The organism is Pseudomonas sp. NPDC096925, from assembly GCF_044762545.1.
Taxonomy (GTDB): domain Bacteria; phylum Pseudomonadota; class Gammaproteobacteria; order Pseudomonadales; family Pseudomonadaceae; genus Aquipseudomonas.
Window position 1 is genome coordinate 19,925 of the sequence record NZ_JBIWEM010000005.1, and the last position, 16,828, is coordinate 36,752.

Annotated in this window: 15 protein-coding genes; 6 read left to right on the forward strand and 9 right to left on the reverse strand. The window is 64.5% G+C overall.

Going from position 1 to position 16,828, the window contains the following annotated elements:
- Positions 1–10: 10 nt before the first annotated feature.
- The gene (gene tsaE / locus ACIQYU_RS15760; RefSeq protein WP_243434030.1) at positions 11–469 is read right to left on the reverse strand and encodes a tRNA (adenosine(37)-N6)-threonylcarbamoyltransferase complex ATPase subunit type 1 TsaE; all 459 of its coding nucleotides are present in this window, start codon (positions 467–469) and stop codon (positions 11–13) included.
- Between the two features lie 2 nt (positions 470–471).
- Positions 472–1,332 carry an NAD(P)H-hydrate dehydratase gene (locus tag ACIQYU_RS15765; RefSeq protein WP_333956836.1) on the reverse strand — a complete coding sequence of 287 codons (861 nt, stop codon included), beginning with the start codon at positions 1,330–1,332 and terminating at the stop codon, positions 472–474.
- A gap of 65 nt (positions 1,333–1,397) precedes the next feature.
- Between ACIQYU_RS15765 and queG the strand changes: the two genes are divergently transcribed.
- The gene (gene queG / locus ACIQYU_RS15770; RefSeq protein ID WP_207828675.1) at positions 1,398–2,462 is read left to right on the forward strand and encodes a tRNA epoxyqueuosine(34) reductase QueG; all 1,065 of its coding nucleotides are present in this window, start codon (positions 1,398–1,400) and stop codon (positions 2,460–2,462) included.
- 297 nt (positions 2,463–2,759) lie between these two features.
- Here the strand turns inward: queG and ACIQYU_RS15775 are convergent, their stop codons facing one another.
- Together ACIQYU_RS15775 and orn are read right to left on the reverse strand one after the other, a co-directional pair.
- Positions 2,760–3,371 carry a trimeric intracellular cation channel family protein gene (locus tag ACIQYU_RS15775; protein WP_063911932.1) on the reverse strand — a complete coding sequence of 204 codons (612 nt, stop codon included), beginning with the start codon at positions 3,369–3,371 and terminating at the stop codon, positions 2,760–2,762.
- Positions 3,372–3,471: 100 nt separating this feature from the next.
- Complete coding sequence (gene orn, locus ACIQYU_RS15780; protein WP_003258152.1) at positions 3,472–4,014, reverse strand: oligoribonuclease; 543 nt, start codon at positions 4,012–4,014, stop codon at positions 3,472–3,474.
- A 145-nt stretch (positions 4,015–4,159) separates the two neighbouring features.
- Here orn and rsgA point away from each other — a divergent pair, with 145 nt between their 5' ends.
- Positions 4,160–5,191: a small ribosomal subunit biogenesis GTPase RsgA gene (rsgA, locus tag ACIQYU_RS15785; RefSeq protein ID WP_063911933.1), complete on the forward strand. Its 1,032-nt coding sequence runs from the start codon at positions 4,160–4,162 to the stop codon at positions 5,189–5,191.
- Between the two features lie 159 nt (positions 5,192–5,350).
- On the opposite strand, the gene motB is transcribed toward rsgA, so the two are convergent.
- Positions 5,351–6,364: a flagellar motor protein MotB gene (motB, locus tag ACIQYU_RS15790; RefSeq protein ID WP_207828673.1), complete on the reverse strand. Its 1,014-nt coding sequence runs from the start codon at positions 6,362–6,364 to the stop codon at positions 5,351–5,353.
- A 3-nt stretch (positions 6,365–6,367) separates the two neighbouring features.
- A complete protein-coding gene (gene motA, locus ACIQYU_RS15795) occupies positions 6,368–7,219 on the reverse strand; it encodes a flagellar motor stator protein MotA (RefSeq protein WP_015272014.1) in 852 nt (283 codons plus the stop codon).
- Between the two features lie 130 nt (positions 7,220–7,349).
- On the opposite strand from motA, the gene ACIQYU_RS15800 reads away from it, so the two are divergent.
- From ACIQYU_RS15800 to asd, 3 genes are read left to right on the forward strand one after another with little or no spacing between them, the layout of a single operon-like run.
- Positions 7,350–8,885 carry an HDOD domain-containing protein gene (locus tag ACIQYU_RS15800; protein ID WP_207828671.1) on the forward strand — a complete coding sequence of 512 codons (1,536 nt, stop codon included), beginning with the start codon at positions 7,350–7,352 and terminating at the stop codon, positions 8,883–8,885.
- A gap of 44 nt (positions 8,886–8,929) precedes the next feature.
- A complete protein-coding gene (locus tag ACIQYU_RS15805; RefSeq protein ID WP_233687336.1) occupies positions 8,930–9,739 on the forward strand; it encodes a rhodanese-like domain-containing protein in 810 nt (269 codons plus the stop codon).
- Between the two features lie 9 nt (positions 9,740–9,748).
- Entirely contained in the window at positions 9,749–10,612 is an 864-nt protein-coding gene (gene asd, locus ACIQYU_RS15810; protein WP_063911937.1) for an archaetidylserine decarboxylase, read from the forward strand.
- Between the two features lie 97 nt (positions 10,613–10,709).
- Here asd and serB read toward each other — a convergent pair whose 3' ends face one another.
- Complete coding sequence (serB, locus tag ACIQYU_RS15815; protein WP_063911938.1) at positions 10,710–11,924, reverse strand: phosphoserine phosphatase SerB; 1,215 nt, start codon at positions 11,922–11,924, stop codon at positions 10,710–10,712.
- A gap of 135 nt (positions 11,925–12,059) precedes the next feature.
- On the opposite strand from serB, the gene ACIQYU_RS15820 reads away from it, so the two are divergent.
- Positions 12,060–13,517, forward strand: coding sequence for an AhpA/YtjB family protein (locus ACIQYU_RS15820; protein WP_207828663.1), 1,458 nt, complete (start codon positions 12,060–12,062; stop codon positions 13,515–13,517).
- 160 nt (positions 13,518–13,677) lie between these two features.
- On the opposite strand, the gene ACIQYU_RS15825 is transcribed toward ACIQYU_RS15820, so the two are convergent.
- Together ACIQYU_RS15825 and parC are read right to left on the reverse strand one after the other, a co-directional pair.
- A complete protein-coding gene (locus tag ACIQYU_RS15825; protein WP_063911940.1) occupies positions 13,678–14,388 on the reverse strand; it encodes a membrane integrity-associated transporter subunit PqiC in 711 nt (236 codons plus the stop codon).
- Between the two features lie 172 nt (positions 14,389–14,560).
- Positions 14,561–16,819 carry a DNA topoisomerase IV subunit A gene (gene parC, locus ACIQYU_RS15830; protein ID WP_207828660.1) on the reverse strand — a complete coding sequence of 753 codons (2,259 nt, stop codon included), beginning with the start codon at positions 16,817–16,819 and terminating at the stop codon, positions 14,561–14,563.
- Between the last annotated feature and the right edge of the window lie 9 nt (positions 16,820–16,828).

Here is a 16,828-nt window from a genome sequence, read left to right on the forward strand (position 1 = left end):
CCTACCCCACTTACTGTTTATAGTGTTCGGCCAGTGCAACGCACCAGGCCTCGCCGCGAGCCCCCTGCGGCGAAAGGATCAGCGAGCGTCCGCCCGCTTGGGGGCTTATGGTAATGGTCAGGTCGGGCTTTGGCAAAACGCCCGCACCCTTTTGTGGCCACTCGAACAGGCACAGCGGGTCGCCCTCGAAATAGTCACGAATGCCCATGAACTCCAGCTCTTCCGGATCGACCAGGCGATACAGGTCGAAATGGAACGCCCGCACCTCACCGATTTCGTAAGGCTCGACCACCGTGAAGGTCGGGCTTTTCACTGCACCAGTATGGCCCAGGCCACGAATCAGGCCACGCGACAGCGTGGTTTTGCCCGCACCCAGGTCACCCTCCAGAAAAATCACGCCGTGACCGCCGGTCACCTCGGCCAGGTGTGCGCCGAATTTGACCGTGGCCGCTTCATCGGCCAGAAACAGGTTTAAGCCAGACACGCAGAATGCTCCTCCAACAACTCACGAATGACCGGCGCCAGATCGCTGGCAGCCAGGCCTCTACCTTTAACGCCCAGACGCTCGCCGGCACAGGCGTGCAGCCATACCCCCAGCCCCGCGGCATGCCAGGCATCCAGGCCCTGGGCCAGCAGCGCCGCCAGCACACCGGTCAGCACATCGCCCAGGCCGGCACCGGCCATGGCCGGGTGGCCGCGTTCGCACAGCAGCAGTTGCCCGGCCGGGTTGGCGACCAGAGTGCCGGCCCCCTTGAGCACGCAGACGCTGTTGTAACGGCGCGCCAGTTTGCGAGCAGCCCCCGGGCGGTCCGCCTGCACAGCCTCGGTGGAAATACCCAGCAGCCGCGCCGCCTCCCCCGGGTGCGGGGTAAGGATGCTGCCACTGGGCAGGGCCAGCGGGGTACGCGCCAGCAAGTTCAGGGCATCGGCGTCCCACACCTGCGGGCGCTCGGCATTGGCCACCGCCGAAAGCAGGCTGCGACCCCAGGCTGCCTGGCCCAGGCCGGGACCGACCACCAGCACCGAAGCGCGCTCCAGCACGCCCATCAGCTGGTTGGCCGAACTGGCGCCCAGGCACATGACCTCGGGCAGGCGCGCCAGGCTGGCGGCCACGTGCTCGGGCCGGGTCGCCACGCTGACCAGTCCGGCACCACAGCGCAAGGCGGCTTCGGCACTGAGCAGCACGGCGCCACCGGTACCGAGGTCGCCACCGACCACCAGCACATGGCCGAAGTCGCCTTTATGGGCATGCGCATGCCGTGCGGGCAGGTGCGCGACAGTCACGCTGCTGAGCAATTGTGGGGTATGGCTGGGGTGTTTGGTCTGCGGCATGGGGTCAAAGGCTCCAATGTCTGGCAGAATTATACGCACCTGAGCCCGTATTGCCTTGCCCATCCATGTCCGCCTGTACGCCTGACCTCGCCCAACTGGCCCAATCGATCAAGATCTGGGGCCAAGAACTCGGTTTTGCCCACGTCGGCATCGCCGGGGTCGACCTTGGCGAACACGAACACCACCTGCAGCGCTGGCTCGACGCCGGCTACCAGGGCGAGATGGAATACCTGGGCGCCCACGGCAGCAAGCGCGCACACCCAGAGCAACTGATCCCCGGCACGGTGCGCGTGGTATCGCTGCGCATGGACTACCTGCCCGGCGACACGCAGATGGCGCAGCGCCTGGCACAGCCGGAAAAAGCCTACGTGTCGCGCTACGCCCTGGGCCGGGATTACCACAAGCTGGTGCGCAAGCGCGTGCAGTTCCTGGCCGATCGCATTCAGGAGGCTATCGGCCCGTTCGGTTACCGCGCCTTCGTCGACAGCGCTCCGGTGCTGGAAAAGGCCTTGGCCGAGCAGGCCGGGCTGGGCTGGATCGGCAAGAACACCCTGCTGCTCAACCGCAAGGCGGGCAGCTACTTCTTCCTCGCCGAGCTGTTCGTCGACCTGCCACTGCCGGTGGACGAAGCCACCACCAGCGAACATTGCGGGCGTTGCCAGGCCTGCCTGGACATCTGCCCGACCCAGGCCTTCGTCGGGCCCTATGTGCTGGATGCACGGCGCTGCATCTCGTACCTGACCATCGAACTGCGGGGGCCGATCCCCGTCGAGTTGCGCTCAAAGATGGGCAACCGGGTGTTCGGTTGCGATGACTGCCAGATCGTCTGCCCGTGGAACCGCTTTGCCAGGCACAGCCAGGAACAGGACTTCCAGCCACGGCACGGGCTGGAGAATGCCGAGTTGGCAGAGATGTTCCTGTGGGATGAACGGACCTTCCTGCGCAAGACCGAAGGCGGGCCGTTGCGCCGGGCCGGCTATGAGCGCTGGTTGCGCAACCTGGCGATAGGGTTGGGCAATGCGCCTTCGACGATCCCGGTGATCGAAGCGCTGAAGGCGCGACGCGAGGATGCATCGGAGCTGGTGCGCGAGCATGTGGAGTGGGCGCTGGCGCAGCACGGCATTTCGTAGCCCCCCTGTGGGAGATTGCCCAGCGCTTTAGGCTGCGCTGTTGCACAGACAACTGAATTCGCAAGCGGTCCTCGTACCCTGTGGGAGCGGCTTTAGCCGCGAAGAATCCAACGCGGTGCATGGCACCGGCTACGCCGGTGTTCGCGGCTAAAGCCGCTCCCACAGGGTCCCTGCTAATTCAACGAGTAATGTGCAGCATGAGAGCGGTTTACCCGCGAAGAAGCCACCACGGTGGATGGCACGGGCTGCGCCCGTGTTCGCGGGTGAACCCGCTCCCACAGGGAACGCATGTCAAGACTACTGCTGGTCGTTGTAGTGGAACTTGGGCATTTCCCAATGGAACCGAATCGCCAGCAACCGCAGCAGGAACCCGCCAAACAAGGTCAGCAGCATCGCCTGCTCTGCCGGCACCTTGAAGTACACGCAGCCCAGGTAGAACCACGCCGCAGCGAACGAGACACTGGCGTACAGCTCGCGGCGGAACACCAGGGGAATGTCGTTACAGAAGATATCCCGCAGGATCCCGCCAAATACCCCGGTGATCACCCCGCTGATCGACGCCACCAGCATGCCCTGCCCCATCTCCAGTGCAGTCATGCAGCCAATCAGGGTAAAGGCCACCAGCCCCAGGGCATCGAGCACCAGGAACAGCGAGCGCAGTCGGCGCATCATCGGTGCGATGAAAATGGTCAGCAGCGCCGCACAGCTGGTCAGCACCAGGTATTCCGGATGCTTCACCCAGGTCAGCGGGTAATGCCCGAGCAGCACGTCACGCACCGAGCCGCCACCCAGGGCGGTGACGCAGGCAATCAGCACCACGCCGAACCAGTCCATGCCGCGGCGGCCAGCAGACAACGCGCCGGTCATGGCTTCGGCGGTGATGGCGATAAGGTAGAGCATCAACAACATGGTGCGGGGTCCGTGCGGGCGAGCGAGAAAGGCGCGCAGTCTAACCAGTTGCCCATGGCACCAAAAGGGGGCGCAGATACAATATCTGCGCCCTTTCGGCTCACACCTTGATGAAGTGCTCGCGATAGTGGCGCAGTTCGGCAATCGATTCGCGGATGTCATCCAGTGCCAGGTGGGTGTTGCCCTTCTTGAAGCTGTCACGCACGTCAGGCGCCCAGCGTGCGGCCAGCTCCTTCAAGGTCGAGACATCCAGGTTGCGGTAGTGGAAGTAGTTTTCCAGGTTGCGCATGTGGCGGTAGAGGAAGCGGCGGTCCTGGCAGATGCTGTTGCCGCAGATCGGCGACTTGCCTTTCGGCACCCACTGCTCGAGAAACGCAATGGTCTGCGCCTCGGCTTCGGCCATGCCGACCTTGCTCTCGCGTACGCGCTGGGTCAGCCCCGAAGCGCCATGGGTGCGGGTGTTCCACTCGTCCATGCGCGCCAGCACTTCATCACTGTGGTGGATGGCGATCACCGGGCCTTCGGCCAAGGTATTCAGCTCGCTGTCGGTGACGATGGTGGCCATCTCGATGATGACGTCGCTGTCCGGATCCAGGCCGGTCATTTCCAGGTCGATCCAGATCAGATTCTGTGGGTTTTGCATGCGGGGGCTCCTCGTATAGGCCGTCATATTAGCGTAGTGGCCAAGGCACGCCCATTCACGGCACGAAGGTAAGCGAAATGGTCCGGCGCCTGGCGTGCTAAACTGCTTGCCGTTTTCAACCTGCCCCTCCACGCACGGAACCTTCATGGCCAAACGCCAGCTCAATCGTCGCCAGAACTGGCGCATCGAAAAAATCCAGAACGAGCGCGCCGCGCGTGCGGCCAAACGCGAACAGCACGTACTGCAGGAACTGGAGGGTGGCGACCTGGGGCCGGAGCAGTTGGGCCTGGTGATTGCGCACTTCGGCGTGCAGGTAGAAGTGGAAGCCCAGGACGGCGAAGTCGCCGGCCAGGTGTTCCGCTGCCACTTGCGCGCCAACCTGCCGGCGCTGGTTACCGGCGACCGCGTGGTATGGCGTGCGGGCAATCAGGGCATTGGCGTGATCGTCGCGCAGATGCCGCGCAGCACCGAGCTGTGCCGGCCGAACAACCACGGCCAGCTGAAGCCGGTGGCGGCCAACGTCGACCTGATCGTGATCGTCTTCGCCCCCGCGCCCGAACCGCACCCCAACCTGATCGACCGTTACCTGGTGGCGGCGGAACATGCCGGCATTCGCCCGCTGCTGCTGCTGAACAAGGCCGACCTGATCAACGACGAGAACGGCCCGGGCCTGCATGCGCTGCTAGAGGTGTACCGCGAGCTGGGCTACCCGCTGCTGGAGGTTTCAGCGCACCACGGTGACGGCATGCAACGCCTGCAGCAGATGCTTGACGGCCACATCAGCGTGTTCGTCGGCCAGTCGGGGGTGGGCAAGTCGTCGCTGGTCAACAGCCTGCTGCCGGACGCCGGCACCCGTGTCGGCGACCTGTCGGAATGGTCTGGCCAGGGTACCCATACCACCACCACCGCGCGGCTGTACCACTTCCCCAACGGTGGCGACCTGATCGACTCACCGGGCATCCGCGAGTTCGGCCTGGGTCACGTCAGCCGCAGTGATGTGGAGGATGGCTTCATCGAGTTCCGCGACCTGTTCGGCACGTGCCGCTTCCGCGACTGCAAGCATGATCGCGAACCGGGCTGTGCACTGCTCAAGGCGCTGGACGAGGGGCGTATCAAGCAGCAACGGATGAACAGCTACCGCTCGATCATTGCCAGTTTGCCCGAAGACGCCTACTGACCGCCTGCTCCACAGGCTCTGCACAAGGCTCGAGGGCTACGCCAATCCTGTGGGAGCGGGCGTGCCCGCGAAGCAGGCACCTCGGTGGTTGGCACGGGCTTCGCCCGTGTTCGCGGGCAAGCCCGCTCCCACAAGGGACCGCGCAGGACGAAAGAGGGTTTACTGGTCCTTGGCCTCATCCATCTTCAGCGTCCCCTCTTCGAAGATGTTCAGCTTCTGGCGCAGCTCGCGCGGCTGCATGGGTGCCTGCTCGGTCTCCCCTGGCGCAGCCGGTGCAGCAGCGCCCGGCGCTGCGGGCGTAGCAGCCGGTGCTTCCGGCGTCCCCTGCTCACCCTCGATGTTGCGCTGGGCCTTCTTGGTCAGCACGATGATGTCGATGCGGCGGTTGACCGGGTTGAACGGGTTCTTGCGGTCGAACAGCGAAGACGACGCGTAACCCACCACCCGTGCCACCTGGCCATCCGGGTAGCCACCGGCCACCAGCGCACGGCGCGCGGCGTTGGCACGGTTGGCCGACAGTTCCCAGTTGCCGAACTCGCCACTGCCGGCATACGGCTTGGCGTCGGTGTGGCCACTGATGCTGATCTTGTTCGGCACCGCCTTGATGGTGTCGGCCATGGCCAGCAGGATGTCCTCGAAGTACGGCTGCAGGCGCGCGCTGCCAATGTCGAACATCGGCCGGTTCTCGGCGTCCATGATCTGGATGCGCAGGCCGTCCTGGGTGATCTCGAACAGGATCTGGTCCTTGAACTTCTGCAGTTGCGGGTTCTCTTCCACCTTGTTCTGCAGTTCCTGCAGCAGCAACTCCAGGCGCTCACGCTCGACCTGCTCGGCCATGGTCTCCACCTGGTCCTTGTCCAGCTGGATGCTGGTATCGGGCGTCGGCTCGGACTTGGCTTCGGGGTTGATGGTCTTTTCCGGCGCCAGCTGAGGCGAGCCGCCCAGGTCGATGACGTAGGGCGTGCCGCTTTCCGAGAAGCCGATCGGGTCCTTGAAATAGCCGGCAATGGCGATCTTCTGTTCCGGCGTGGCCGTGGACAACAGCCACAGCACCAGGAAGAACGCCATCATCGCCGTGGCGAAGTCGGCGAAGGCGATTTTCCAGGCGCCGCCGTGGTGGCCGCCGCCAAAGCGCTTGACGCGCTTGACGATGATGGGCTGATTGTTCTCCATGACTCAGCGACCGCGAACCGCTTGTTCCAGTTCGGCGAAGCTTGGGCGGTGCTTGGGGTACAGCACCTTGCGCCCGAACTCGACCGCCAGCGAAGGCGGCATGCCCGAGGCCGAGGCCACCAGCGAAGCCTTGATCGATTCGTAGAGGTTCAGTTCTTCCTTGGCATCGTGCTCCAGGCACTTGGCCAACGGGCCGAAGAAGCCGTAAGCCGCCAGAATACCGAAGAAGGTACCCACCAGCGCCGCACCCACATGGAGGCCGATGGAGGCCTGGTCACCATCACCGAGCGAGGCCATGGTCACCACGATACCCAGTACCGCCGCAACGATACCGAAGCCGGGCATGCCGTCGGCGATACCGGTCACCGCATGGGATGGGTGCTCCAGCTCTTCCTTCATGCTCAGCAGTTCCATGTCGAACAGGCCCTCGAGCTCGTGCGGGGCCATGTTGCCGGTGGACATGATGCGCAGGTAGTCGCAGACGAACGCAGTCATGCGTTCATCGGCGAGCACCGTCGGGTACTTGGCGAAGATCGGGCTGGCGGCGGCGTCTTCGATGTCGGCCTCGATGGCCATCATGCCTTCACGACGGCTCTTGTTGAGGATCTCGTACACCAGGCCCAGCACTTCCAGGTAGAAGGCGTGAGTAAAGCGCGAGCCGAACATCTTCATCGACTTCTTGATGACGTGCATGGTCATGTGGCCAGGGTTGGCCTGCAGGAATGCACCAAAGGCCGCACCGCCGATGATCAGTACTTCGAACGGCTGGATCAGCGCTGCGATCTTGCCGTGGGAGAGCACGTATCCGCCGAGCACGCTCGCGAATACGACGATGATGCCGATAATTTTAGCCATAGGTTCAAAGCACTTGCTGTCGTGGTCAGGGGAAGAGGCGGGAGCTTTAAAACTCTTCTTCTACTTATCGGCAGAACTGCGCCAGACTATAGCCACTCAATGCGAAAAGCCAGTTCGGACTGATGTCAAAATGCCAATTGAAACCAAGGTGCCCGCTCAGGCTCCACGTACGCTAGAGGCCTGGGTAAAGCTGCTCGAGAGTGTTCGCATCCCCGTGCCGAAGCACAGCTACGACCGGGTCATGGCCGCCATCCACGATAGCCGCCGCTCGCTGCGCGATATCGCCGAACTGATGCAGGACAGCCCGGCACTGGTGCTGTCGGTGATGCGCGAAGCCAATCACCCCACCAATGCCAGCCTGGCCGAGCCAGCCGAAAGCCTGGAAGTCGCCCTCAACCGCCTGGGTCTGGAGCGCAGCGAACAGTTGCTCAAGCGCCTGCCTGCGGTACCCGTCGAAGAGATCCCGCCGGTACTGTGCCAGTTCCAGCTGATCAGCCAGCACGCTTCGCAGCAGGCCAGCGGCCTGTTCGCCAGCCGCCTGGCACGGCTGTGGCAGGAGATCCACTGGGGTAGCCTGCTGTTCCTGTCGCCACTCTGGCCGCTGGCGCTGGCCTACCCCAAGCTGCTCGACACCTGGGAGCTGCGGGTTATCCACAAGGGCGAGGACGCCACCCATGTCGAGGAAGAGCTGTTTGGCGTGCGCATCATCGCGCTGTGCCAGACCATGGCGGAGTACTGGCGCCTGCCACAATGGGTGACCCAGGGATACCGCCTGCTGCTGGAAGAACGCGAACAGCTGGCCCAGGTGCTCAATATCGCCCGTGACCAGGACCTGCTCAGCCAGCAACACCGCCTGGATGCCGAGCCCGGCCTGCGCCGCTGGTTCAACCAGCCGGCCAACACCGTGCTGCTGGCCAATAACCTGGCCCTTGCGGCCCAGGTGGGCTGGGACAACCCGCACCTGCTGCGCTGGCAACTGCTGACCGCGCTGTACCTGCAGACCTCGCTGGATGACGTGCAGCAGCAAGTGCACCAGCAGGCTGCGGCCAGCGCCCGCCGCCATGCCCAGCATGCCTTGTTCCACCCGGCCGAAGCGCTGATCTGGCCCTGGCACCAGCGTCGCCCGCACCCGGACATGCTGGCACCGCCACCGCCCAGCAGCGACGACCTGGCGCGCTGGCGCAAGCTGTGCCAGCACCTGCTGGCCCAGCCCAGCCCGTTCACCAACACCGTGCACCTGGCCACCCAGGCCATCGAAGCCCTGCTGGCCTGCGGCATGCAGCGCATCCTGCTGCTGAGCCTGGACAAGGCCAGCGACTACCTGCGAGTACAGCAACTCGCCGGCCTGCCCAAGGAGGCCGGGGCCCTGGCCCTGCAGGTATCGCAGAACAAACTGCTGCAAAAGCTGCTGGCCCAGGCTGGACAACTGCGCATCACCCCGGAAAACCACAGCCAGTTCTCGGCCCTGCTGCCGGCCCCGCTGCGCGCCTTGTTCCGCAGCGAGCACGTGCTGCTGCGCTCGCTGGCGGTGAACGACCAGGTGCTGATGCTGATGGTGGCTGACCAGGGCTGCCGGCCACTGGCCGATATCAGCGTGCAAGCCTTCGGCAAGACCGCACAATGCACCGAGCGGGCGCTGTCGGTGTTTGCCAACCGCAAGGCCTGAGCCTTGCGCTACAATCGGCCCTCTTTCCACACTGGAGACCGTGGATGACTGACTTTTCCGGCCTGCCCCTGGTAATCGAAGCCGCGGACCTGCTGCAACGCCTGGATTCGCCACAGCTGATCCTGGTCGACCTGAGCAGCACCAACCGCTATGTCAGCGGGCATATTCCCGGCGCACGCTTCGTCGAAGGCAAGCGTACCCAGCTCGGCCAGCCCCCCGCGCCCGGCCTGCTGCCGGCCCTGGGCGAGCTGGAAAAACTGTTCAGCGAACTCGGCCACCGCGACGATGCCGTGTATGTGGTGTATGACGATGAAGGCGGCGGCTGGGCCGGGCGCTTCATCTGGCTGCTCGACGTGATCGGCCACAAGCGTTACCACTACCTCAATGGCGGCATCCAGGCCTGGCCGGCCGACAAGCTCTCCACCGAAGTACCCGCCAGCGGCAACACGCCTGTACACCTGCGCATCGACAGTGAGCCCACCGCTACTCGCGAGTACCTGCAAAGCCGCCTGGGCGCCGACGACCTGGTCATCTGGGACGCCCGTGGCCCGCAGGAATTCAGCGGCGAGAAAGTGCTGGCAGCCAAAGGCGGCCACATCCCCGGCGCGATCAACTTCGAGTGGACCGCCGGCATGGACCTCAACGACCACCTGCGCATCCGCCAGGACATCGCCGAAGTCCTGCAGAACCTGGGCATCACCCCCGACAAGGAAGTGATCACCCACTGCCAGACCCACCGCCGCTCCGGTTTCACTTACCTGGTGGCCAAGGCCCTCGGCTACCCACGCGTCAAGGCTTACGCCGGCTCGTGGAGCGAATGGGGCAACCACCCGGACACGCCTGTAGAAGTCTAAGGAACCTGCATGAAATCCCGTTTGTTCATCATCAGCCAGTACCTGCTGCCGCACCACCTGCTGTCACGGCTGGCCGGCTGCATTGCCGAGTGCCGCGTGCGCTGGTTCAAGAACGCCTTCACCGCCTGGTTCGCCAAGCGCTACCAGGTGAACATGGCCGAAGCCATGGTCGAAGACCTGAGCGCCTACGAGCACTTCAATGCATTCTTCACCCGTGCCCTGAAGCCAGGTGCCCGCCCGCTGGACGAGACCCCGGGCGCGATCCTGTGCCCGGCCGACGGTGCCGTCAGCCAGCTTGGCCCGATCGAGCACGGCCGCATCTTCCAGGCCAAGGGCCACGGCTTCAGCGCGCAGGAACTGCTGGGCGGTGACCCGGCCATGGCCGCGCCGTTCATGGGCGGCGAGTTCGCCACCATCTACCTGTCGCCCAAGGACTACCACCGCGTGCACATGCCGCTGGCCGGTACCCTGCGTGAAATGGTCTACGTGCCGGGCCGCCTGTTCTCGGTCAACCAGACCACCGCGGAGAACGTCCCCGAGCTGTTCGCCCGCAACGAGCGCGTGGTCTGCCTGTTCGATACCGAACGCGGGCCGATGGCCGTGGTGCTGGTTGGCGCGATGATCGTCGCTTCGATCGAAACCGTGTGGGCAGGGCTGGTGACGCCGCCCAAGCGTGAGCTGAAGACCTTCCGTTACGACGAGGCCAGCCGCGCGCCGATCCATCTGGAGAAAGGTGCCGAACTGGGCCGTTTCAAGCTGGGTTCGACCGCTATCGTGCTGTTCGGGCCGGAGCAGGTGAAGTGGGCTGAGAACCTGGGTGCTGGTTCTGCGGTGCGCATGGGGCAGCAGTTGGCGGCGCCTGCGCAGGCTTGATTCGAGCAGTATGAAAGAGGCCCTGCATTGCAGGGCCTTTTTATTGGGTCCGCTGTGCGTGCCCGCGAAGGGCTGCACAGCAGCCCCAAAGTCCCGATCAGCCGCGCGCGTCGCGGTCGCGCAAGCCCAGCAGGTACAGCACGCCATCAAGCCCCAGGGTGGAAATAGCCTGCTTGGCCGACTGGCGCACCAGCGGCTTGGCACGGAACGCCACGCCCAGGCCGGCCAGAGACAGCATCGGCAGGTCGTTGGCACCGTCACCCACGGCAATGGTCTGCTCCAGCTGCAAGCCTTCTTCGCTGGCCAGCTTCTGTAGCAGCTCGGCCTTGCGCTGGGCATCGACGATCGGCTCCACGGCCACGCCGGTCACCTTGCCATCAACCACTTCCAGCTCGTTGGCGAACACATAGTCGATACCCAGCCGCGCCTGCACCTGGCGAGCAAAGTAGGTAAAGCCACCAGACAGGATCGCAGTCTTGTAACCCAGGCGCTTGAGCTCGGCAAACAGGTTCTCGGCCCCCTCGGTCAGGCGCAGCGATGCACCGATCTCGTCCAGCACGCCCACATCCAGGCCCTTGAGCAGCGCCATGCGCTCCTTGAAGCTGGCGCGGAAGTCCAGTTCGCCGCGCATGGCGCGCTCGGTAATCGCAGCCACCTGCTCGCCCACGCCAGCGGCCTTGGCCAGCTCGTCGATGACTTCGGCTTCGATCAGCGTCGAGTCCATGTCGAACACCGCCAAGCGGCGGTTTCGGCGGAACAGGTCATCTTTCTGGAAGGCAATGTCGACGCTCAGCTCTTCAGCCAAGGCGAAGAAATCGGCACGCAGAGCCTGGGAGTCACTTGGCACGCCACGCACGGAGATCTCGATGGCCGCCTTGCCCTTGTCGGTCTCGGCATCCAGCGCCACACGGGCCGACAGGCGCTCGATACGCTCGATGGTCAGGCCATAATGGCTGATCACTGCACTCACCCGCTGCAGCTGCTCGGGGGTAATCTTGCGGCTGAGCAGGGTGACGATGTGGCGCGCCTCGCCCTGGCCATCGGCCCAGTGCTGGTAGTCCGCCTCGGAAATCGGCGTGTAGCGGGCCTGCAGGTTCAGTTCGTGGGCCTTGGCCTGCACGCTTTGCAGCAGGGCGGTAGCCACTTCGTTGTCCGGGATATCGACCAGAATGCCGAACGACAAGGTACCGTGCATGACTGCCAGGCCAATGTCGAGGATGCTCACACCGCCCTGCAGCAGGACGCCGGTGATAGCCGCAGTGAGACCGGGACGGTCCTCACCGGTGATGTTGATCAGGACGATTTCGCGCACAACCTGGCTCCGACTTCGATGAAAAATGCGCATTCTACCGATTTTCCGTGACCATCGGGCGCCAACGATACTTTGCCGACAAAACCCGGCTCGCTATACTGCCCCACACTTTCATGCCATTAAGAGCCGAGCTCAGTGAACCGGCCCACGCCCGTCAAAGCAGACAACTTCTTCCTGATGATCTATCGCGCCCTGAGTCAACGTCGCGTGCCACTGGCACTGCGCATCGCCTGCACCAACATATTCCTGGTGGCGCTGGCGTTGGTGATCTACGCCTGTGTAATGGGCCTGCAGTTCAAGCAGGCCATGCACGAGCAGGCCGATGCCCTGGGCCAGAGCCTGACCACCCAGACCGCCACCTCGGCGACCGAGCTGCTGGTGGCCAACGACATCCTCAGCCTCAACGTGCTGCTCGGCAATCTGGTGAAGAACCCGCTGGTGGCCCATGCGGCGATCTACAGCGTGGACAACCGCATCCTCGCCGAGGCCGGCCAGCGCCCGCGCAACAGCCTGCTGGGCGAGGCCGAAGGCCTGTACCAGACCAAGATCACCTTCCAGGACGTGACTGCCGGGCAACTGCGCATCAGCCTGGACATGAGCCAGTTCCAGCAGCCGATGCTGATCAGCCTGCAGAGCATGGGCATCCTTGCCGCCATCCTGCTGGTACTGGCGCTGACCCTGAGCCTGCGCCAAGGCCGCTTCATCACCCTGCCGCTGCTGCAGCTGCGGGTGTGGCTGCGCGACCCGCAACCCTATACCCCGGCCACCGACCGCCAGGACGAGATCGGCGACATCGCTCGCCAGCTGCATGCGCGCCTGGCCCCTCCGCCGCCACCTGAGCCAGAGCCTGAGGAAGAGGACGACGAGCAGTACGACGACCTGCACGATGCCACTCCGGCAGCCAAGACCGCACCGCGCGCCAAGTTTGCCGCCCAGGCAGACGAGGATGACGAACAAGCCTTCGCCGGCCTGCTGGACGACGACAGCGCGCCCAAGGCCACCGTGGTCGAATCCGACGAACCGCAGTACAGCGCCGTGCTCGCCGTGCAACTGGGGTCGCAGGAGCAGCTGCGCCGCCTGCCACGCACGCGCCTGACCGAACTGACCGAGCGCTACCGCGATTGCCTGGAGCACGCGGCCTCGCTCTACGACGGTGAAACCCACACGCTCAACGACGGCAGCACCCTGGTGCTGTTCCACAGCCGCGACTGTGGCGAGGACTACCTGACCAACGCCATCTGCTGCGGCGAACTGTTGCGCGCCCTGGGCCATGCCCTGCAGATCGAGGTGGCGGACAGCGGCATTACCCTGCAGTTGCAACTGGGCCTGGCCCTGGGCAACGACCTGCAAGGGCTGGAGCTGGTGGACCTGCTGATGGCCGAGAAGGCCCAGGACGCCCTGGCGCTGTCGCAGCACAGCCGCAACCTGTTGCTGGTGGAGCGGCAGATCAGCGATGACACGCTGATTCGCCAGCGCGCCCGCATTCGCCCGATTGCCAGCCCGGAAGGCGCCTGCTGCGTGGAGCGCCTGATGGAGCCCTACCCGTCGATGCTGGAGCGGCAGTTGGCGCGGATGCACGAACGCCGGGCCTGATACCGGGCTGGCCTCTTCGCGGGTAAACCCGCTCCCACAGGACCTGCGCCGAACCTGTGGGAGCGGGTTTACCCGCGAAGAGGCCGCTACAGGCAGTACAAAAACAGCAGATACGAAAAAGCCCGCAGCAATGCGGGCTTTTTCGTATCTGGCAGTCCAATCAGAACCGATAGACTTCCATATCGGTACGAATTGGTGCAGCCATCGGGATCTTGGATTTCTCTGGCGTCTTCTTCACCTGTACCGGCGCAGCTGGCTTCTTAGGCGACTCTTCGGCAATCGCTGGCTGGTTGGCCAGCGGCTTGACCGCCGTGCTCAGCTGTTCGGCCAGCTTCTGCAGCAATTGGCCCTGGGCCTGCACCTGCGACGCCTCGCTGCCCGCGTGCGGCTGCTCAAGGTGAACGATGCGGTTGTCACGCACATGGCCACGGCGGTCCAGAAGGCGCCACTGGGCATCCAGAATGGCCGGCTGGTCCTTGCCCGAGTCCAGGCGAGTGATCGACAGCAGCACTTGTACATCCGGGTTGAAACCGGCAGCCGCCGGGGCCAGCACCACGCGCTGGCTGTCCAGGCGCCAGGCGAGCTGGCGCACCAGCAGCTGGTCGATATCCGACGAAAGGCTGCCAGCCCAACGACCGTCGGTCGCCGAAGTCAGGCTGCCGTCGGCCTGACGCTGCAGGAACGTCTCGCGTTGCAGGTAATCGGCCACCGATACCGGGCCGAGTACCACGGCCATGCCTGCACTCTGCGAAGGCTGGCCAGGATCACCACTGTCGAGCTGGTACAGGGCAACCGGCTGGTGCATGGTGCACCCGCCAAGGCCCAGCAGGCCAGTCATCAACAGCGCAAATGGAAGGCGCAGAAATTTCATCATCCCATCCAGGCGGTCGCCATCAGGCCAACCGCAGTGATACATGTAGATTCAAACGGGCACACGGCCACGCCGGCACCGCAAGGGCCATATCATCCGCGAAATAACCGTCCGACTCCAGCATTTCTGCCCGGAACGACGCTGAAATTGCCGTTCCAGACATTTCTACCGGTTACGCCGGCACTTCCACCTGCAACCCATCGACCCGCTGGAACCCACGTGGCAGCTTGCTGCCGCGCCGTCCTCGCTCGCCCTTGTAATGCTCCAGGTCGTCAGCTTTCAGAGATAGGGTACGCTTGCCGGCTTGCAATACAAGAGTCGCGCCTTCGGCAATCACGGCCAGATCGGTAACAAATTCTTCACGGCTGGCCACCCGGTCGCCCGGCACACCGATGATCTTGTTGCCCTTGCCTTTGCCCAACTGGGGCAAGTCGCTGACCTTGAACACCAGCAGACGGCCTTCGGTGGTCACCGCCGCCAGCCAGTCCTGCTCGCGGTTGGCCACCGGGCGCGGGGTCATGACCTTGGCGCCGTTGGGCAGGCTGAGCAAGCCCTTGCCGGCCTTGTTCTTGGCCTGCAGGTCTTCACCCTTGACCACGAAGCCGTAGCCGGCGTCCGAGGCCACCACGTACAGCGCGTCGTCGTCCGGCAACAGCACGCACTCGAAGGTGGCCCCCGGTGGAGGCGTCAGGCGCCCGGTCAGCGGTTCGCCCTGGCCACGCGCCGAAGGCAGGCTATGGGCGGCCAGCGAGTAGCTGCGACCGGTGGAGTCGATGAGCACGGCAAACTGGTTGGAGCGCCCGGCGGCAGCAGCCTTGAAGCCATCGCCGGCCTTGTATGACAGGCCGGTGGCATCGATATCGTGGCCCTTGGCGCAGCGCACCCAGCCTTTCTCCGACAGCACCACGGTGACCGGCTCGGTCGGCATCAGCTCGTTTTCCGACAGGGCCTTGGCTTCGGCACGCTCGACGATCGGCGAGCGGCGGTCGTCGCCATAGGTTTCGGCATCCTTGATCAGCTCGCTGCGTACCAGTTTGCGCAGCTTGGCATCGCTGCCCAGCAGGGCAAGCAGTTTGGCCTGCTCTTTCAGCAGTTCATCCTGCTCGCCGCGGATCTTCATCTCTTCCAGGCGCGCCAGCTGCCGCAGGCGGGTCTCGAGGATGTAGTCGGCCTGGATCTCGGTCAGGTCGAAACGGGCAATCAGGGCCTGCTTGGGCTGGTCCTCGGTACGGATGATGTGGATAACCTCATCCAGGTTGAGGAACGCGGTCAGCAAACCTTCCAGCAGGTGCAGGCGCTTCTCCACCTTGTCCAGGCGGTGCTGCAGACGGCGACGAACGGTAGTGGTACGGAACTCCAGCCACTCCAGCAGCAGCGCACGCAGGTTCTTCAGCTGTGGCCGGCCGTCCAGGCCGATGATGTTGACGTTGACCCGGTAGCTGCTCTCAAGGTCGGTGGTGGCGAACAGGTGCTGCATCAGTTCATCGGCGTCCACGCGGTTGGAGCGCGGGATGATGACGATGCGGCACGGGTTCTCGTGGTCCGACTCGTCACGCAGGTCGGCGACCATCGGCAGCTTCTTGGCCTGCATCTGCGCGGCAATCTGCTCCAGCACCTTGGCCCCGGAGACCTGGTGCGGCAGCGCGGTGACGACGATGTCGCCATCCTCGACGCGGTACACGGCGCGCATGCGGATAGAGCCACGGCCGCTTTCGTACATCTTGAGGATTTCTGCCCGCGGCGTGACGATCTCGGCCTCGGTCGGGTAGTCCGGCCCCTGGATGTGCTCGCACAGCTGCTCGATGCTGGCCTTGGGCTCGTCGAGCAGGCGCACACAGGCCGCGGCCACTTCACGCAGGTTGTGCGGCGGCACGTCGGTGGCCATGCCCACGGCAATACCCGTGGTGCCGTTGAGCAGGATATTGGGCAGGCGCGCCGGCAGCACGGCCGGCTCCTGCAAGGTGCCGTCGAAGTTCGGCACCCAGTCCACGGTGCCCTGGCCGACTTCGCTGAGCAGCACTTCGGCGTAGCGCGACAGACGCGCTTCGGTATAACGCATGGCGGCGAACGATTTCGGATCGTCCGGCGCACCCCAGTTGCCCTGGCCGTCGACCAGGGTGTAGCGGTAGCTGAACGGCTGCGCCATCAGCACCATGGCCTCGTAGCAGGCCGAGTCGCCGTGGGGGTGGAACTTGCCGAGCACGTCACCGACGGTACGCGCCGACTTCTTGTGCTTGGCATCGGCATCGAGCCCCAACTCGCTCATGGCGTAGACGATGCGTCGCTGCACCGGCTTCAGGCCGTCGCCGATGTGCGGCAGGGCGCGGTCCATGATCACGTACATGGAGTAGTTGAGGTAGGCCTGTTCGGTGAAGTCAGCCAGCGAGCGGCGTTCTACGCCGTCCAGGCTGAGTTCCAGTGAGTCGCTCATGCGGGCCTC